Here is a 17,059-nt window from a genome sequence, read left to right as displayed (position 1 = left end):
GCGAAGAGAACGGACTGCAGACCATCAGTGTGATGGGTGGTTGGCCACTGTCTGTTGTCCATGATCGTACAATGAGCCATGAGGATGTCCTGCGACGGATGTGGACGTGTGATCTAGGCTCCACCCAAAAGCGGGTGAGAGGCAGCTGTCCACTCGCAAAGGAAGCCGATCTATCACGGTACCGTGTAGTGTCCGTCGGGCTGCCTCCGCGTCCGCCGCATGCTGCATCGCCACGAACCCGAATGGGAGATACGCAGTGTCGGTTCTTCTCGCTACAGCGGACGTGAGGACGAGGCCGAAGGGAGCGAGCAAGGCTTTCAGTTCGGCATCAGTACAGCCAGATGGAAGGCAATCAATGAACAATACATTACTCGCCGGTTGACTTTTATGACCATTGAACTGATGCTGGCGCCGGTCTTTCGTGTGGTTCGGCTCCGCCACTCGCGGAAGACAGAGAGACAAAAAAGCCAATCCAAGAGCAACCATCCCGACGATGTATGCACTGAGGTGCAGCATCTGTAGCAGCATCCCTGTCTCCTTATCTGAGGGTCCAAAAGGTCGCGACGAATGCCCTATCGCCCAGACTCGACACCGGTCGCTTTAGGGATGGCGCCCTTTCGGTAACGCCGACATGGCGGGCCGGGCCGCCTGGTGTGCCGTCTACGGCGTGCGCCCTGCTCAAAAGTCCATATCGGCAAGGGCCTGCCTCGCATACTCCCCATACAGCCTATCTCCTCCTTTCGCGTACGACGGAATGACGCGTCGATAGAGAGCCGTGGCAACGCCATATTGCTGGCGGGTGGCAAAGACTTGGTCTATGCCACCCAGTTTATCGCCGCTTGTTCGCGGATGTAGCTGACATGTCCTAAGTGTAAAATAGGCTGAAGAAGAAGCGAGATGTCAGCAATATTGACTAATGCCGAGACGCTCTGCGGCTTCACATCCTCTGATGATTTGTTTTTGATGGATAGGGTTACTAGCGGAGCGCAGTCATATGGAGTCTGATCTTGATTCCGGTTCAGGGCATGGGAGGCTACAGGGCGCCATGACATTACCATGTCGTTTGCAGCGTGAACTGAAAGCGTTTATCCGCCGTGACTTGCAACCTTGTGTCTGTCTTCTAGTCCCAGCACCGGAATGGTCATTCGGAGAAGGTGAGAAAGTCGGACAGCGGCGACAACCACAAGGATTGTCTGCGCATGAGGGAGCATCGTACAGCCACCGCCAAGTCCCAGTCCATCGCAAGCACGTCGGCAACGGTTCAGGTCTTCTATTGTAGGGATTATAACTACACGCTAGTGCTCGTACTGTCTAGCGACGATCGCCGTGTGCTCGTTTACAAGTATTCATGGCGTCGGGTGACTCGTGAACCTGGAATGGCAGCAGAGAACAGTCAGGACAAGGAAGGAGGGCATGATGAAGCCGGGATTGCTGATCGTGGAGGACGATGAGGAGATTCGCGAACAATTACGGTGGGCCATGGCCGGCGCGTATACAGTGCATCCTGCCGCCAATACTCGTGAAGCATTGGCGTGCGTCAAACGTCAGCGTCCGCCGCTGGTGACACTGGACTTGGGGTTGCCGCCGCGGCCGGATGACGCGGTGGAGGGGCTGGCGTTACTGGACGCGATTTTGGCGGTGGATCGCCTGACGAAGGTCATCGTGCTGACGGGCAATAGCGAGCGCGCGAACGCTCTGCAGGCGATCCAACGGGGCGCCTACGATTTCATGCAGAAGCCGGTGCATCTGGAAACCCTCAAGTTAATCTTGGCACGGGCCGCGTATGTCTACCAGTTGGAGCAGGACAATCGGCGCTTGCAGCAACAGGCCCTGCAAGAAGGGTTTCAAGGGCTCCTAGGGACCAGTCTGCCGATGCAGCAGCTCTTTGAGACCGTCCGGCGCGTGGCGGCCTCGGACTTAGCCGTGCTGATCGTCGGTGAAAGCGGGACCGGCAAAGAATTGGTGGCGCGGGCCGTTCACGGTGAGAGTCCGCGGCGAGAGGGGCCCTTCATTGCCATTAACTGCGGCGCCATTCCGGAGAATTTATTGGAGAGCGAACTGTTCGGGCATGAAAAGGGCGCCTTTACGGGCGCGCATCTGCAGCGCAAGGGGCGCATTGAGCTGGCGCAAGGGGGCACCTTGTTCCTCGATGAAATCGGCGAGTTGCCGCTGGCGTTGCAGGTGAAGCTCTTACGCTTTTTGCAAGAGCAACAGATTGAACGGGTGGGGGGGCGCGAATCGATCGCGGTGGATACGCGCATCGTGGCGGCCACCAATATGAATCTGACGGCGGCCTTGGAGCTGGGGACCTTTCGCAAGGATCTGTTCTATCGGCTCAGTGTGGTACAGATTGCGGTGCCGCCGTTGCGGGAGCGGGAAGAAGATCCGGTGCTGCTGGCGCAGGCCTTTGTGCTCAAGTCGCGGGAGCAGTTAAACGCGCGGGTCACGGGCCTGTCCGATGAAGCGCGCGAGGCGATTCGGGCCTATGCCTGGCCCGGCAACGTGCGGGAATTGGAGAATCGGATCAAGCGGGCCGTGGTCATGGCCCATGGCACGACCTTGCAGCCGGTGGATTTGGAGTTGTCTGCCGTGCCGGCACCGGCCGCCTATCTCACGTTGCGAGAAGCGCGCTCGCAATTCGAAAAGAACCTTATTCGCCAGGCGCTGGCGCGAACCAATGGGAATGTGACCCGCGCGGCAGAAGAATTGGGCATCTCCCGGCAGGGCCTGCATGAGTCGATACTCAAGTACGGCATTGAGCTCAATGTCGGTGAACCCAGTTGTAGCGCTTCGTAAACCGACTGTCACTCTGCATATTAAACGGCGGGCGGGGAGCTGTGCATCCAGTGGTCATGTGAAGATATGCGTTCCATGCCTTTGGTAGGGAATCAAGTGTCCAAATAGGCATAACCTATTAGGGCCGTGTCCCACACGGTGTTCCTTGTTTGCCCGATGATGGGTTTCATCGATCTGGGATATGGTGAGGCAGGACCACTGGATCACCCTTAAGGAGGATAGCATGCGGAACAGGATTGTCTCGATTGTGTTGTTGGGAGGCTGTATTGTGATCGGAAGTGTGGCGGCGGGGTGCACGACCCATACGCATGAGAGGGAAGATGCGCATCCGCCTACCGTCATCCACAATGAGACGGCACCGCCGTCGTCAGCCGTCCGTGAAGGAGCGCGAGAAGGCGCGCGTGAAGGCGTCCACGATGCGACGATCGCGCGTTGATTCGTCTGGGGATTTTCCAAATGTGGATGATCTGGAGAGAGCACACGAGGGAAGTTCGATGTGATAGGTTGAATTGGTTATGCTGAATACCCTATAGTTTCAAGGAGCTTCTTGCGGGGACGTGGCGCCCCGCAAGAGAGCCACCACATCATTGTACGCCACCAGGGGCGGCCAGCATGACGTTTCAGATACTGTCGCGGAGAACAGTGAGTTTCAGTGCTCTTCTACTGATACTGACTGTTTGGTTCGGCCCTTGTTCGGCCGGGGAATTGGTCGATCTCAATTCTGCGACTCCCGATCAACTCAAGAATCTGCCGGGAATGACGGAAGGCTATATCATGATGATCGTCGGGGCGCGCCCGTTTCAATCAAAGGAAGATCTCGTGGAACAAAAGCTTCTTCCCCAAGCGACGTATGATCAAATGAAGGACCAGATCTTCGTCAAAGGAGGTTCCATCAAGTCCTCCCCACCAACAGCTGTTCCCATCTCTCCATCGAGCGTCAGGCCCGGTGGTGAATCAGGTGGGAGGGAAAGCTCCGAGATGATGTCCCCCTCCGCAGCGAATGCTGCACGCGTATGCATTAAGGAAGAACGAAGCCAAGAACGCGTGTGCGGGGAACTGATCTGGTAGGGCCTTGAGACCTGCATAGCCGCAGTACGTAATGGCTCCGGGATCCTCCTGTTATCTCATCCCCATGACGTACTAATACGTACTCCATTAACTGACATAACGCCTACGGCATTTTCCGACTTATCTTCTGCCGCTCCACAGGGTATGCTCCTCATTCACAACCCTAATGGGGAGGGGCTCATGATTCGAGTACTGATCGCAGACGACCACACGGTGGTCCTCAAGGGACTCAAGCAGGTCCTGTCCGACACGCCGGATATCAGTGTTGCCGCGGAGGCCACCACGGGACAGCAAGTATTGGATTGGGTGCGGACGAAGCCGGTGGATGTGGTCGTGCTGGACATCGCGATGCCCGATGGCAACGGGTTGGATGTGTTGCGAACTCTGAAACGGGAGCGTCCCAGTTTGCCCGTCGTCATTTTGAGCATGCATTCCGAAGAGCAGTACGGCGTACTGGTCTTAAAGGCCGGGGCGTCGGGCTATCTGACGAAGGAAAGCGCACCGGCTCAGCTGATTGCGGCGATTAGAAAAGTGATTACAGGGGGAAAATACATCAGTCCCGCGCTGGCCGAGAAACTCGCCTTTGATTTGGAGGCCGATCCGAACACTCCTCTTCATGAACGGCTGTCGGCGAGAGAATATCAAGTGCTTGGTTTGATCGCGATTGGAAAGACGGTGGGAGAAATTGCCGAGTCACTCTCATTGAGCCCTAAAACGATCAGCACATACCGTTCTCGCATTCTCGAAAAAATGAAGATGCAGAAGAACGCCGAACTGACGCATTATGCAGTCCGTCAAGGATTGGTAGATGCGCTGAAGTTCAAGGAGCATGCTGCCCCGGCGAAGCGGCCTGCCTGAGGCCGCTCAGGCGTAATTCCCAAGAAGCGCAGAGACAGCGGATAGTACGCCCTCCGGCGTAACCCGTTTGACCTCTCCCGTTTTTCTCTCTTTCAATTCGACGGTTCCCTGTGCAAGGCCCTTCTCGCCGATCACGAGGTGGTAGGGCGCCCCGATGAGATCGGCATCGTTGAACTTCACGCCTGCACGTTCGTCTCGGTCATCCCATAGCACTTCAATTCCGGCTTGCCCCAGCGAGTCATAGAGCGATTGGGCGGCTTGTGTGACCTGAGCCGACTGACTCAGGGGCAGCAGATGGACATGAAATGGAGCAATGGGCACCGGCCAGATGATCCCTTTCGCATCATGGTTCTGCTCGATCGAGGACGCCGCGGCTCGGCCGATTCCGATGCCATAGCATCCCATCACGGCCAGCTGTTCCTGCCCTTGCGGATCGAGAAATGTCGCTTTCATGGATTGGCTATACTTGGTGCCAAGCATGAAGACGTGCCCGACCTCGATCCCTTTCGCGACTTTCAGCACGCCGGTCCCGCGAGGCGCCGCGTCTCCAGACTGAGCATTTCGTAGATCGGCGAACCGCTCCACCGTAAAGTCGCGCTCCCAGTTCGCATCGAGATAATGCGCATCGGCCTCATTGCCGCCGACCACAAAATTCGAGAGCGCTTTGAGCGCATAGTCGGCCAGAATGCGAACCCGCTGTAATCCGATGGGGCCGGCAAAACCAACGGGCGCGCCGGTAATCTCCGTCACTGTGTTGGCGTCCGCCAGTTCGAGGTCCATCGCGCCGAGGACCTTTTTAATCTTGATCTCGTTTGCCGTGTGATCGCCACGCACCAAAATGGCGACAAGCTCCTTCCCCGCCTTGTAGAGGAGCGTCTTCACGAGGCGGTGCGGTTCCACCTTCAAGTACGTGGTCACCTCTTCAACCGTACCCGCACCGGGCGTCGCGACTTTCTTCAACGGTCGGGGAGGTTCCAACGCCGTATCCGAAGAGGGCAAGAGTTCGGCGCGTTCCACATTGGCGGCGTACGCGCCATCATCCGTGTACACGACGGTCTCCTCTCCCGTATCAGCTAGCACCATAAACTCATGAGACGAGGAGCCGCCGATGAGCCCGGTATCCGCCTCAACCGCGCGAAAGGTCAGTCCGCAGCGTGTGAAGATCCGATGATACGCGTCGTACATACTTTGGTAACTGCGCTTGGCCCCTTCCTCATCCCTGTCGAAACTATAGGCGTCCTTCATGATAAATTCGCGGCCCCTCATCAGACCGAAGCGAGGCCGGATTTCATCGCGAAATTTCGTCTGGATTTGATAGCAGTTCAACGGAAGTTGCCGATACGAGCGAACTTCGCGGCGGACCAAATCGGTGATGACTTCTTCATGGGTCGGACCCAGGCAGAAATCGCGCTCATGCCGATCCTTAAAGCGGAACAATTCCTTGCCATAAAAATCCCACCGTCCGGTCTCACGCCAGAGTTCTGCCGGAGACGCGATCGGCATCAGCACTTCCTGCGCGCCGGCTCGGTTCATCTCTTCCCGCACGATGCGCTCGATCTTGCGGATCACGCGTAATCCGAGTGGCAGGTACGTATAGACTCCGGCAGCCGTCTTCCGGATCATGCCGGCCCGCAACATCAGCCGGTGGCTGACTACTTCCGCCTCGCCTGGATCTTCGCGCAATGTCGGAATCAGCATTTGAGAAGTTCGCATGGATGTCCTTTAGCTATGAGCGATGAGCGTAGAAATATGCCAAGAAATTGATGTGAGGTGGGGATTATATCGTGCTTGACTCTCTTCTTAAAGCTGCAAGCTGAGAACTTATACTCAAGGATGGTCAAAAAGGCTATCCAACAAGGCCGCAGGCGAAGCCGGCGTCGCAGGCGTACCTCTGGGGTACGTTGAGGATGCCGACGAGACGAGAAAGCAGTTGGGAGCCTTTTTCACCATCCTACTACCTTGAAATGAGGCGTTCGATGTCATTCCACAGAGCAAACACCATAATACCGACGAGTAAGAACAGGCCGACTTGCTGGGCGATTTCCCGTTGGCGTTCGCCTAACGGTTTGCGCAAGATCCCTTCGATCGTGAAAAACAGCAAGTGTCCTCCATCAAGGATCGGGATCGGCAGGAGGTTGAGCACGCCAAGGTTAATGCTGAGCAAGGCGATCAGCGAAATGACTTTGGACAAGCCCTGCTGCCCCACTTCGCCTGCCATATTGGCAATCGTCAGTGGTCCACCGATATTTTTACTGGAAATCTCTCCGGAGATCATTTTGTAGACACCGACGACAGTCAGTTCCGTGAGGGCCCACGTGGCTTCAACCCCACGGATGGGCGCCTCGAAAATATTGTGGGCGCGTATCATCAAGCCGCCGGGACGGGAAATGCCGATCCGTCCGACCTCGATAGTCTTGCCGTCGACCTCTACTTTTTCCGCCGAGGGGGTGGCCAGTAAATTCAGGGTTTGACCATTCCGTTGAATCTGGAATTGAAGCGCTTTACGAGGACTGTTCCGTACGATCGTCGCCATCTCCGACCAGGTGTGAACCGGTTGGCCATCAATGCTGATGACCCGATCTCCTTCTTCAAGGCCGGACGCCATCGCAGCAGATCCGCTCATGATGGCCGTGATGATTGGGGCGCTTTCTTCGATGCCGATCGAATAGGCTGGTTCTTCTTTAGCCGTCTCCTGACCGGGAAGGGGGGCCGGCGTCACGATGATGGCTTTAATTTGATCGCCTCGACGGACATCCAGCGTCAGGGATTTTCCATTGCTCTTGGCGACGGCCTCTTGTACTTCGCTCCGAGCCGAAATCTCCTTCTCGTTGACTCGCAGTATCCGATCGCCTACTTGGAGTCCCGCCATCTCGGCCGGTGAACCCGGACGAAGCGCTTCGACCTCGGGAGACAATTCCCGGAATGTGGGCATGAACAGGGGTGAACCGCTCGCCAGCCATCCGGTAAAGATCAGAAACGTCAGGAGAAAATTGAAACCGGGACCGGCCGCCACGATCAGAAACTTACTGCCGAGACGCTGATGGGAAAACGATCGACGTTTTTCTTCCGGCGTGAGCGCGTCGGTTTCTTCTTCGCCGAACAATTTGACATAGCCGCCGAGCGGGACTGCGGACACGAGGTATTCCGTTTCACCGACTTGGCGGCCGAACAGCTTCGGACCAAATCCAAGAGAAAACTTCAACACTCTGACGCCGACCCATCGCGCGGCTAGGAAGTGACCGAGTTCGTGGAACGCGACCAACACTCCCAGCACCAGGAGAAACCATCCGATCTTTTGAGTTAAGACCCAGACGGCGTCAGGGGATAGGGCGAATGCAGACAACACGATAAGGACTCCTTGTCAAAAATGGGCGTGTCGGCTCAACGGACGGTGGAAGGCGCCAGCGAACGTATGAGCATGCCGGCCTTTTCGCGGGCCCAGTGGTCGGCATCCAGCGCATCATCGATGCTGTCAACCTCTCGTGAGCTATGCGCTTCCATCGTCCCTCGGATGACGTCTGCAATATCACGGAATGTGATCTGTTCCCGTAAGTAGGCGGCCACGGCCTCCTCATTCGCAGCATTGAGTGTGGCGGGCATGGTTCCTCCGACACGTAACGCCTCATACCCTAGCCCCAAACACGGGAAACGATCATGGTCGGGGCGTTGAAACGTCAGTGTGCCGATAGCGGCCAGATCCAACGACGGGAGATCCAGCGCCATGCGAGCCGGATACTTCATCGCATAGGAGATCGGCGTCCGCATATCGGGCAGGCCGAGTTGAGCGATCACTGATCCGTCTGTGTATTCTACCAGAGAATGGATGATGCTTTCTCGATGGACTAGGACATCGATCTGCGAGGCGGGTAGATCGAAGAGCCATCGGGCTTCCACCACTTCCAAGCCTTTGTTCATGAGCGTCGCCGAGTCGATGGTGATCTTTGCCCCCATCTTCCAGTTCGGGTGCTGTAAGGCGCGCTCCGGCTTGACGTGCCGCATCTCCTCACGCGACATCTCCCAGAGTGGGCCTCCGGAGGCGGTCAGGATCAGGCGACGGACGTCTTCCTTGCGATGCCCCTGAAGCGACTGAAAAATGGCACTGTGCTCGCTATCGACCGGCAGGATAGGGACGCCCTGTTTACGCGCCTCCTCTTGCATCAGTCGGCCGGCCATGACCATCGGTTCTTTGTTCGCTAACGCCACGTGCTTTCCGGCTCGTATGGCGGCGAGCGTCGGCATGAGACCGGCCCCGCCGACGATGGCGGACACGACGAGCTCGCTGTCTGATAAGCCGGCTACACGTGCGACACCTTCTGGCCCTCCGAACACGTCCACCTTGATATCCTGACAGCGGGCTCGGAGACGATCCGCAGCCGCCTGGTCAGAGAGGGCCACGGCCTGTGGCTTGAACGTTCGAACTTGCTCTTCTAGTTTCGCGTCATTCATGCCGGCGGTTAAACCTACGATCTGGAATTCGCCGGGAAATTTCGAGACGATGTCCAGGGTATTGGTTCCGATCGAGCCGGTTGATCCAAGAATGACGATTCGTTTCATGGCAGTCCTTTCAACGGTGCTATCGGCTGTCAGCTATCAGCCTTCAGCGCTACTTCAATACGGTTATGCTCGTTCATGAACGCTGTGGCCAATCGCTAACCCTTCACTAAGGTCACATAATAATAATAGGTAGGCGCGGTCAATAATAGGCTATCCAATCGATCCAACATACCCCCATGTCCGGGAATTACCCCTCCTGAGTCTTTCACGCCCGCGCCCCGCTTAAACATGGACTCCGACAAATCTCCCATGAGACCGGCTGCGGTCAGCAATACACCCAGCACGAGGGCGTCGACAATCGTAAACGACGGGATAAACCATGCGCGCGCGACAAGCGCAATCACTACTGCGAGTAGGCAACCGCCCACAAGACCTTCGATCGTTTTCTTCGGACTGATCCGCGGAGCCAACGCGGTACGACCGAGGCTCACACCTGCATAGTAAGCTCCGGTGTCGCCGGCCCACGTCACCAGAATGACGAAAAAAACGAGAAAAATGCCATCGGGCAGCGAGCGAATGAGCAAGAGATGTCCCAACAAAAAACCAATGTACAGCATGCCAAAGATGAGAACGGACACATCGACCAGGCTTTGACTGAGATCCTGCTTGGAGAGGAGATAACAGAGCAGCGTGGCGGTCATAACGAACACGAGCAGGGGATGAAGTGGAAAGGCATCAGGCCATTGCAGGTGGGCGAGCACGAGCGTCGTCATGGCCAGTCCATGGATGGTCGCCATTGTGGCGAGCCGGGGGTGAAAGTGTAGACGGTACAGTTCGACGAGCGCCAGCCAGGACGCTGCCACGACCAAGCCGAAGAAGGCGAAGGGCGGAAGGTAGCGCACCAGCAGATAAAACAACGGGACGAAGACCAGTGCCGCATAGAGCCGACGACTGTCCCAGCGCTTGGATGTCCGAGGAAGATCAGCCGCCACGGCGTTTCTGATCACAACCCGCTCGGCGGAAAGGTCGCGGGAGGCGTCACTCGACCGAAGCGGCGTTCACGTCGTTGGAAATCCACGAGCGCAAGGAGGGCATCGCGCCGCCGAAAGTCCGGCCACAGGGTGGGCGTAAAATACATTTCCGTATACGCCAGCTGCCAGAGCAGGAAATTGCTGATTCGGGCTTCCCCACTGGTGCGAATCAGGAGATCGGGGTCAGGGAGCCCTTGGGTAGACAGATAGCCTTCCAGCAGTGTCTCATCGATGGCATCGGTCTGGACGAGTCCCTTCGTGCAATCCTCCGCCAACCGCCGAACTGCATCCACGATCTCTGAACGCCCGCCATAGCTGAGGGCTACTGTCAGCATCAACTTGTCCAAATGCAGCGTTTCACGTTCTGCTCGGCGTACCCACTGGAGAGCCGAAGGGGGAAGCGTGTTCACCCGTCCGATGGCACGGAAGCGAACCCCCTTCTCGATAAGGGCATCCATCTCACTTTGGAGATAGTGTTCCAGCAGCATCATGAGCGCGTTGATTTCCGGGATAGGACGCTTCCAATTTTCTTGTGAAAAGGCGTAGATCGTCAGGGCGCCGATACCTAGCTCGCCGCAGAGCGTCATGATCTCTCGGACGGACTTAATACCCTCTTGGTGGCCGGCAATTCGAGGCAGTCCGCGAATCTCCGCCCAACGACCATTGCCGTCCATGATAATGGCGATATGTTTCGGAAGCTGGTCAAGGTCCAACAATGAAAGCAATTCCGCTTCGGTGAGGTGGTCGACGCCCGTTGCTGTTCCTTTGGTCATTCGCGAGAGGTAAACCTTACACGTTTCGTTCTATAGTTTAAGAAGACACGTTCGGCAGGTGGCCTTAGTCTAATGAGCAGGGTGCCAAATGTCAAACACTCTGCGCGGCGGCAACCTACAAAAACTCATGAGTGGAGCGGGCATTCGCGTTGCGCCCACGAAAATGAATGGGCTATACTCAAGGACTTCATTGAGGAGGAGCACGCGGATGGCCATCCAGGAATCGGTCGAACTGGCTCAATTCGGTCTCACGGACCGGGAAATCCAGCAGGCGCTCGGCAAGGTCAAGGTCCGGGATGTCGATTATGCCGATCTGTATTTCGAATCGGATGTGTCGGAATCCGTCTCGATGGAAGAAGGTCTTGTGAAACGCGCGGTCAAGAGCGTTTCACAAGGCGTCGGGGTCCGGGCCACGTCCGGAGAGAAAACCGGGTTTGCCTATTCCGATGAATTAACGAGCCGTGATTTAGAGATTGCCGCCGATACGGCCCGCTATATTGCCAATTCTCCCCAGGGGAACCAGCCCGTCCCGGTAACGCATCGACCGGCGCCGACTCGGAATCTGTACCCTCTTAAAACGGCTGAACTTGACGTGGCGACTTCCGAGCGAGTGGAGCTGTTGAACCTGATCGATGCGGAAGCTCGCCGATACGATCCTCGCATCAAAAACGTCATGGCTTCGTTCAATACCGAGTACAAGCGCATTATCGTCGTGACGACGGACGGCTTAATGGTGAACGATATTCAGCCGCTTTCACGCTTGAACGTCACGTGCATCGCTGAAGAACACGGCAATCGACAGATCGGCACGTTTGGCGGTGGGGGACGGATTGGATTTTCCTATTACCGGGAGCAGGATCGGTACCGACGGTACGCCCGGGAGGCTGCGCGACAAGCGATCCTCAATCTCAGCGCGACCGACGCACCGGCCGGCGTGATGCCCGTCGTGTTGGCGGGTGGATGGCCGGGAATCCTCCTACACGAAGCCATCGGCCATGGCTTGGAGGCGGACTTTAATCGCAAGAAGACGTCGGCGTTCTCCAGTTTGATCGGGAAGCGGGTGGCCTCGGACGTGTGTACGATTGTGGATGACGGAACCCTGCCGTTTCGTCGTGGGTCGCTCAACATGGATGACGAAGGTACGCCGACGGGCCGGACAACCCTGATCGAGCGCGGTATCTTGCGCGGCTATATCACCGATCGGCTGAATGCCAAACTCATGCGCATTCCGCTCACGGGAAACGGTCGGCGAGAAAGTTTTCAATCGATTCCGCTGCCTCGCATGACGAATACGTTCATGCTGGCCGGCGAATCGGACCCCGATGAGATCCTCCGGTCGGTCAGGAACGGGTTGTATGCCGTCTCGTTTGGCGGCGGGCAGGTGGATATCACCAACGGGAAGTTCGTTTTTTCCACAAGTGAAGCTTATCTCATCGAAGATGGAAAGATTACCAGGCCGGTTAAAGGGGCGACGCTCATCGGCAACGGGCCGGAGATTCTGACTCGCGTCTCCATGGTCGGCCATGATCTGAAGTTGGATGAAGGCATCGGGACCTGCGGCAAGGACGGACAATCCGTGCCGGTCGGCGTCGGATTACCGACCATTAAGGTGGACGAGATTACTGTCGGCGGCACACAAGGATAAGACCATGGCAACTGAATCCAATTTAGCGGAACTGGCGGTCGATCTGTTGAATCGCGCGAAGAAGCGCGGCGCCACGGACGCTGATGTGGTCGTGGCCGATGGCAATACCTTCGATGTGCAAGTGCGATTGTCGGCGGTCGATCGACTGACGAAAGCGCGTGAAAAACGCCTCGGACTGAGGGTCTTTGTCGGCAAGCGCTCGGCGAGCGCGTCTACGTCGGATTTTTCACTCGAATCCCTCGAGCAGGTCGTCTCCGATACGTGTTCATTGGCCGCCGCCGTCGTTGAAGACACCGTCTCCGGCCTTCCCTCAGCCGACCTCATGGCACATGCATTGCCGGACCTGGATCTCTACGATCCAACGCAATTGGACACGGATAGTCAAATTGCATTGGCGCGCCGTGCGGAAGAGGCGGCTTTGGCGGCTGATCGACGGATCACGAATTCCGAAGGAGCCGATTTCAGCTCCTATGCCGGCCGGGTGTTGCTTGCCAACAGTCATGGCTTCGTCGGCGAATATCGGAGTTCGAGCTTCTCCGTGTCCGTCTCGCCGATTGCCACCGGGACGGAAGCCGAAGGGATGCAGCGAGATTATTGGTATGCAGCACAACGTAAGTTTGCGCGGTTGGACAGCCCCGAGTCCGTGGGCCAAGAAGCGACGCGCCGGACGGTGGGGCGATTAGGGGCGCGGAAAGTGTCGACGCAGCGTGCACCGGTGATTTTCGATCAAGAAATGGCCGGAAGCCTCTTGGGCAATTTGTGCAGCGCGCTCTCGGGGTATTCGCTTTACAAGGGCGCATCATTTCTGGTCGGTGAACTGGGGAAGCCGCTGTTTCCAGACTTCGTGACGATTTACGATGATGGGCTCATGCCGGGAGGGTTTGGCTCCAGACCGTTTGATGGAGAGGGCTTGCCCAGTCGGACGCAGACGATCATCGATCGCGGCGTATTGAAGAATTATTTGCTGGATAGTTATTCAGGACGGAAGTTAGGCATGCCGTCCACCGGCAATGCCTCGAGGGGAGTGGGCGATAGCCCATCCGTCGGCCCGACAAATTTTTATCTCGCTCCGGGCGCCGTCAGCCCGACCGATATCATCCGTTCCGTGAAGCAAGGCCTGTACGTGACCGAACTTATCGGCTTCGGGATCAATATGGTCACCGGTGATTACTCTCGTGGAGCCGCGGGCTATTGGATTGAAAATGGCGAGCTGGCATACCCGGTGGAAGAGATTACCATTGCAGGCAATTTGAAAGAAATGTTTGCCCACATCGAGATGGTTGGCAGCGACCTGGAATTTCGGGGACGCATCGCCAGCCCGACGATCAAAATCAGCGAAATGATGATTGCAGGAAATTGAGAAAAATGTGGTAGCTGCGCGATGTAGGTCTATTCTGGTTGTCGACCCTACTGCGATCGCCCTATCACTTGATCAATAATCCGTATTCAGAGGAGCCATGGCGGACACATTGACCGATCGTGAACTCAAAGAAAAAATGGTCCAGTATCCGAGCGAGGGTGTCACGATGCGGGCGTTCGCGGTGGCGCCTCCGGTGAAGGAGCGGCGTCCGGCCATCATCCTCGTACAAGAATGGTGGGGGCTCAATGATCATATGAAGGATGTGGCGCGGCGACTCGCCAAAGAAGGCTATGTCGTCTTAGTTCCCGATCTATTCTCGCGCCTCGGTAACCGCGTCACGACGGACGCGAATGAGGCGGGCAAGTTGATGAACGCTTTGCAACAGACGGACGGATTAAAGGATTTGCAGGAGTCGATTGCATTCTTAAAAACAGCTCCCGAAGTGGATGCCGCCAAGATTGGTGTCATGGGGTTTTGCATGGGCGGATCCTATGCACTGATGCTACCCTGTGTCAGTGAAGACGTGAAAGCGGCCGTGCCATTTTATGGACAGGTCCCCAACCCCGATACGCCGCTCCAGAGACTGGCATGCCCGATCCTCTATATATATGGTGAGGAAGACGGCTGGATTACGAAGACAGACGTGCAGCGGCTGGCGAATGCACTGAAGAAATACAATAAGTCCGGTGAGATCAAAACGTATCCGGGGGCCTCGCATGCCTTCTTTAATGACACGCGCAAGGAAGTCCACAAGCCTGCAGAAGCGAACGATGCATGGAACCGGTCGGTGGCATTTTTCAAGCAACACCTGGGCTAGGGTGCTGAAAATCGTCCCTCATGCCGTTCTCGGCGAGCCCACGATAAGATTAATGAATGAAAATATAGTGACGTTAGAAACGGACGGACAATCGGAGATATGTCATGGCGCTTGATGTCGAACAAGGTAAGAAGATGCTCCAGCTCGTGACGTCGCGCTACGATGACCGGCATTGGCGCAAGAAAATTGAAAAGACGCTCAGCTTGCCGCAAAGCGGAGTCGGAGACGAAACCCAACGTCGGATTTTTCTCTATTTGAAGCACGGCCTGAAGGCGTACAAGTCACATCGCGCGGATCCTGATTCTTGGATCGTTGGGGGATTTGCCACGCAGGAAACCATTGCTCGAGCAAAATTTAACCCTGTTCTGGTAGACCCGTCTCTGACTGCCGATGATGTCGCCATGCTTGGTGTAGATCCAGGCTCTGACGTAGATGAAACCTGGTGGGACGACATGCTCGTAGCCTGGTTCGAGGAACCGCTGGACGAAACGACCTCCGAGGAGTCGAACACCGATCAAGCATCCACATCGCGTGAACCGGACAATAACCCTGCCAAAGCGTAGTTCCGGCAGCCATCTCGCTACTTCGCCCAAGGGCCCTGACCCTCGACGCTAAAAGAGATCCATCTGTACCTTGGCAGTTGTCTGCGACTGAGGCGGAGAGGATAAAGGGGTAGGGGGCGACTTCTTGTTTGCCTCGTCGAGATACTGTTTGAGCTTGCCGAAGTCCTCACGCAGGGACGGAAGTAAGTTGCCTTGGTGCAAGGCTGCCGCGGGATGGAGAAGTGGGAACACGACGAGATTCTTATGGCGGATCACCTGGCCGCGAATTTTTGTAATACTCACCTTTCGTTCAAGAATCGTTTCCGTTGACCACCGTCCAAGCGTGCAGAGCAGTTTCGGCTTGATTAAATCGACCTGCTGAAGGAGAAACGGCTTGCACGTCTCCACTTCATCCGGTTCCGGGTCGCGGTTATTCGGCGGCCGGCACTTCACCACATTTGCAATATAGACCTCAGCCCGAGACAATCCGGCTGACTGCAGGAGTTCGTTCAACAGTTTGCCGGCCGCTCCAACAAAGGGCTCGCCCTGCTTGTCTTCGTGAAATCCTGGCCCCTCGCCGATGAACATCACCTGAGCATTCGGATTACCCACGCCGAACACCACCTGGGTTCGTCCCAGCTTGGCCAGTTTGCAGTGCTGACAATTGTGAAGCGAGTGAGCCAGTTCCTGGAGCGTCATGCCATGATCTCGATACCTGATGAGCGGCATCGTAGGCATCCGTTCCCACATTGTCAACTATTGAAGCAGCCTAGCGAGTTCAATCGTCTAGTGGCTAAGATATTATACGTAGTATAAGGATTGACATTGTGTCGGCACTTGTAGTATCTATAACACCTTCACAGGAGGTGAAAGACATGAACGTACTTGAGACCCAGACCGAGTCATTAACACGACGTGTCGCCACGGGGCTAGGCAAGATCGGTCTGGCCATCAAAAGTCGAGCATGGAAAGAAGCCGGAGTGCGCCGTATTACCCCGTTGCAGGCGCAGACGCTCACCATTTTGCGTTTGCGGCCGAAGTGTACGGCCACTGTTTCTGAAATCGGCGAAGAGTTGGCTGTTGCTCTTCCTACGGCCTCTGAGGTCCTCCGCGTACTTGAGCAACGCGATCTCATCAAGAAACAGCGATCCAGAGCGGATGCGCGAACGGTGATGGTCACCCTGACCCCGAAGGGACGTCGCAAAGCGGATGTGGCGGCGGGATGGCCTGATTTTCTAGCGGCGGCGGCCGAGGTTCTTCCCCCCACCGAACAGGAGTCGTTGCTCCGCGCCTTAATTAAGATGATCCGTACGCTTCAGGAGCAGGGCGACATCCCCATTGCCAAAATGTGCGTCAACTGCCAGTTCTTCTCTCCCCATGCACACGCTGATAAGGAACGCCCACATCATTGCAGCCTGGTCAATGCACCCTTTGGCGATCGCCTGCTTCGTATCGAATGTTCGGAACATCAGGTAGCGGAGAAAAAAGATCGCGATCTCACCTGGGAACGCTTCATGAAGGGCCTGTGATCTCGACGATTTCAGAATTCACCGCCTCCCGTATGTTGTCGCCCCCAGTGACACCTGCTTCGTAACACCTGCATTTCCCGGCGACGATTCTCCGTGCGTGGCCACGCAGGCATCTCGGCTTGCAGAACCCTCTATCTGTTTCTCTC

The 17,059-nt window shown here is 56.4% G+C and carries 16 protein-coding genes; 9 read left to right on the top strand and 7 right to left on the bottom strand.

All coding sequences use genetic code 11. From position 1 onward, the window contains the following. Nucleotides 1-24 precede the first annotated feature (24 nt). Nucleotides 25-528 carry an RNA recognition motif domain-containing protein gene (locus ACWHYZ_RS16060; RefSeq protein WP_447983690.1) on the bottom strand — a complete coding sequence of 168 codons (504 nt, stop codon included), beginning with the start codon at nucleotides 526-528 and terminating at the stop codon, nucleotides 25-27. A gap of 885 nt (nucleotides 529-1,413) precedes the next feature. On the opposite strand from ACWHYZ_RS16060, the gene prsR reads away from it, so the two are divergent. The 4 genes from prsR to ACWHYZ_RS16040 all read left to right on the top strand — a co-directional run bounded on the left by prsR (nucleotide 1,414) and on the right by ACWHYZ_RS16040 (nucleotide 4,722). Further along, nucleotides 1,414-2,796 (top strand): PEP-CTERM-box response regulator transcription factor, encoded by a 1,383-nt coding sequence (gene prsR, locus ACWHYZ_RS16055; RefSeq protein WP_447983689.1) that lies wholly within the window; start codon nucleotides 1,414-1,416, stop codon nucleotides 2,794-2,796. Nucleotides 2,797-3,019: 223 nt separating this feature from the next. After that, nucleotides 3,020-3,232 carry a hypothetical protein gene (locus ACWHYZ_RS16050; RefSeq protein WP_447983688.1) on the top strand — a complete coding sequence of 71 codons (213 nt, stop codon included), beginning with the start codon at nucleotides 3,020-3,022 and terminating at the stop codon, nucleotides 3,230-3,232. A 176-nt stretch (nucleotides 3,233-3,408) separates the two neighbouring features. Further along, complete coding sequence (locus tag ACWHYZ_RS16045) at nucleotides 3,409-3,864, top strand: ComEA family DNA-binding protein (protein WP_447983687.1); 456 nt, start codon at nucleotides 3,409-3,411, stop codon at nucleotides 3,862-3,864. Nucleotides 3,865-4,044: 180 nt separating this feature from the next. Further along, nucleotides 4,045-4,722 carry a response regulator gene (locus ACWHYZ_RS16040; RefSeq protein WP_447983686.1) on the top strand — a complete coding sequence of 226 codons (678 nt, stop codon included), beginning with the start codon at nucleotides 4,045-4,047 and terminating at the stop codon, nucleotides 4,720-4,722. Between the two features lie 6 nt (nucleotides 4,723-4,728). Here the strand turns inward: ACWHYZ_RS16040 and ACWHYZ_RS16035 are convergent, their stop codons facing one another. The 5 genes from ACWHYZ_RS16035 to ACWHYZ_RS16015 form a co-directional block, all read right to left on the bottom strand. Continuing rightward, nucleotides 4,729-6,435 carry a proline--tRNA ligase gene (locus ACWHYZ_RS16035; protein WP_447983685.1) on the bottom strand — a complete coding sequence of 569 codons (1,707 nt, stop codon included), beginning with the start codon at nucleotides 6,433-6,435 and terminating at the stop codon, nucleotides 4,729-4,731. A 241-nt stretch (nucleotides 6,436-6,676) separates the two neighbouring features. Beyond that, on the bottom strand, nucleotides 6,677-8,068 hold the full coding sequence (rseP, locus tag ACWHYZ_RS16030; protein ID WP_447983684.1) for an RIP metalloprotease RseP: 1,392 nt from the start codon (nucleotides 8,066-8,068) through the stop codon (nucleotides 6,677-6,679). Nucleotides 8,069-8,103: 35 nt separating this feature from the next. Then, nucleotides 8,104-9,276, bottom strand: a complete 1,173-nt coding sequence (locus ACWHYZ_RS16025; protein WP_447983683.1) for a 1-deoxy-D-xylulose-5-phosphate reductoisomerase — start codon at nucleotides 9,274-9,276, stop codon at nucleotides 8,104-8,106. 95 nt (nucleotides 9,277-9,371) lie between these two features. Then, nucleotides 9,372-10,223: a phosphatidate cytidylyltransferase gene (locus tag ACWHYZ_RS16020; protein WP_447983682.1), complete on the bottom strand. Its 852-nt coding sequence runs from the start codon at nucleotides 10,221-10,223 to the stop codon at nucleotides 9,372-9,374. Beyond that, complete coding sequence (locus ACWHYZ_RS16015) at nucleotides 10,220-11,020, bottom strand: isoprenyl transferase (RefSeq protein WP_447983681.1); 801 nt, start codon at nucleotides 11,018-11,020, stop codon at nucleotides 10,220-10,222. Before ACWHYZ_RS16015 ends, ACWHYZ_RS16020 begins: the two co-directional genes overlap by 4 nt. A 208-nt stretch (nucleotides 11,021-11,228) precedes the next feature. On the opposite strand from ACWHYZ_RS16015, the gene tldD reads away from it, so the two are divergent. The 4 genes from tldD to ACWHYZ_RS15995 all read left to right on the top strand — a co-directional run bounded on the left by tldD (nucleotide 11,229) and on the right by ACWHYZ_RS15995 (nucleotide 15,405). Beyond that, nucleotides 11,229-12,665: a metalloprotease TldD gene (gene tldD, locus ACWHYZ_RS16010; RefSeq protein ID WP_447983680.1), complete on the top strand. Its 1,437-nt coding sequence runs from the start codon at nucleotides 11,229-11,231 to the stop codon at nucleotides 12,663-12,665. Between the two features lie 4 nt (nucleotides 12,666-12,669). Next, a complete protein-coding gene (locus ACWHYZ_RS16005; protein ID WP_447983679.1) occupies nucleotides 12,670-14,025 on the top strand; it encodes a TldD/PmbA family protein in 1,356 nt (451 codons plus the stop codon). Nucleotides 14,026-14,122: 97 nt separating this feature from the next. Next, the gene (locus ACWHYZ_RS16000; RefSeq protein WP_447983678.1) at nucleotides 14,123-14,842 is read left to right on the top strand and encodes a dienelactone hydrolase family protein; all 720 of its coding nucleotides are present in this window, start codon (nucleotides 14,123-14,125) and stop codon (nucleotides 14,840-14,842) included. A 104-nt stretch (nucleotides 14,843-14,946) separates the two neighbouring features. Continuing rightward, a complete protein-coding gene (locus ACWHYZ_RS15995) occupies nucleotides 14,947-15,405 on the top strand; it encodes a hypothetical protein (protein WP_447983677.1) in 459 nt (152 codons plus the stop codon). A 48-nt stretch (nucleotides 15,406-15,453) separates the two neighbouring features. Here the strand turns inward: ACWHYZ_RS15995 and ACWHYZ_RS15990 are convergent, their stop codons facing one another. Next, nucleotides 15,454-16,113 (bottom strand): uracil-DNA glycosylase, encoded by a 660-nt coding sequence (locus ACWHYZ_RS15990; RefSeq protein ID WP_447983676.1) that lies wholly within the window; start codon nucleotides 16,111-16,113, stop codon nucleotides 15,454-15,456. Nucleotides 16,114-16,259: 146 nt separating this feature from the next. On the opposite strand from ACWHYZ_RS15990, the gene ACWHYZ_RS15985 reads away from it, so the two are divergent. Beyond that, nucleotides 16,260-16,913: a MarR family winged helix-turn-helix transcriptional regulator gene (locus ACWHYZ_RS15985; RefSeq protein WP_447983675.1), complete on the top strand. Its 654-nt coding sequence runs from the start codon at nucleotides 16,260-16,262 to the stop codon at nucleotides 16,911-16,913. Nucleotides 16,914-17,059: the final 146 nt, after the last annotated feature.

The sequence above is a fragment of the Nitrospira sp. Nam74 genome (assembly GCF_965152615.1).
Note: the sequence above shows the minus strand (reverse complement) of the source record. Positions and strands in the feature narration are given on the sequence as shown.

Bases quoted from the DNA above. Each gene is read 5' to 3' on its own strand.
- prsR (WP_447983689.1), top strand. From the start codon at position 1,414: ATGATGAAGCCGGGATTGCTGATCGTGGAGGACGATGAGGAGATTCGC.
- ACWHYZ_RS16025 (WP_447983683.1), bottom strand. From the start codon at position 9,276: ATGAAACGAATCGTCATTCTTGGATCAACCGGCTCGATCGGAACCAAT.
- ACWHYZ_RS15990 (WP_447983676.1), bottom strand. From the start codon at position 16,113: ATGCCGCTCATCAGGTATCGAGATCATGGCATGACGCTCCAGGAACTG.
- ACWHYZ_RS15985 (WP_447983675.1), top strand. From the start codon at position 16,260: ATGAACGTACTTGAGACCCAGACCGAGTCATTAACACGACGTGTCGCC.
- ACWHYZ_RS16015 (WP_447983681.1), bottom strand. From the start codon at position 11,020: ATGACCAAAGGAACAGCAACGGGCGTCGACCACCTCACCGAAGCGGAA.
- ACWHYZ_RS16040 (WP_447983686.1), top strand. From the start codon at position 4,045: ATGATTCGAGTACTGATCGCAGACGACCACACGGTGGTCCTCAAGGGA.
- ACWHYZ_RS16000 (WP_447983678.1), top strand. From the start codon at position 14,123: ATGGCGGACACATTGACCGATCGTGAACTCAAAGAAAAAATGGTCCAG.
- ACWHYZ_RS16060 (WP_447983690.1), bottom strand. From the start codon at position 528: ATGCTGCTACAGATGCTGCACCTCAGTGCATACATCGTCGGGATGGTT.
- ACWHYZ_RS16050 (WP_447983688.1), top strand. From the start codon at position 3,020: ATGCGGAACAGGATTGTCTCGATTGTGTTGTTGGGAGGCTGTATTGTG.
- ACWHYZ_RS16045 (WP_447983687.1), top strand. From the start codon at position 3,409: ATGACGTTTCAGATACTGTCGCGGAGAACAGTGAGTTTCAGTGCTCTT.
- ACWHYZ_RS16005 (WP_447983679.1), top strand. From the start codon at position 12,670: ATGGCAACTGAATCCAATTTAGCGGAACTGGCGGTCGATCTGTTGAAT.
- ACWHYZ_RS15995 (WP_447983677.1), top strand. From the start codon at position 14,947: ATGGCGCTTGATGTCGAACAAGGTAAGAAGATGCTCCAGCTCGTGACG.
- ACWHYZ_RS16035 (WP_447983685.1), bottom strand. From the start codon at position 6,435: ATGCGAACTTCTCAAATGCTGATTCCGACATTGCGCGAAGATCCAGGC.
- tldD (WP_447983680.1), top strand. From the start codon at position 11,229: ATGGCCATCCAGGAATCGGTCGAACTGGCTCAATTCGGTCTCACGGAC.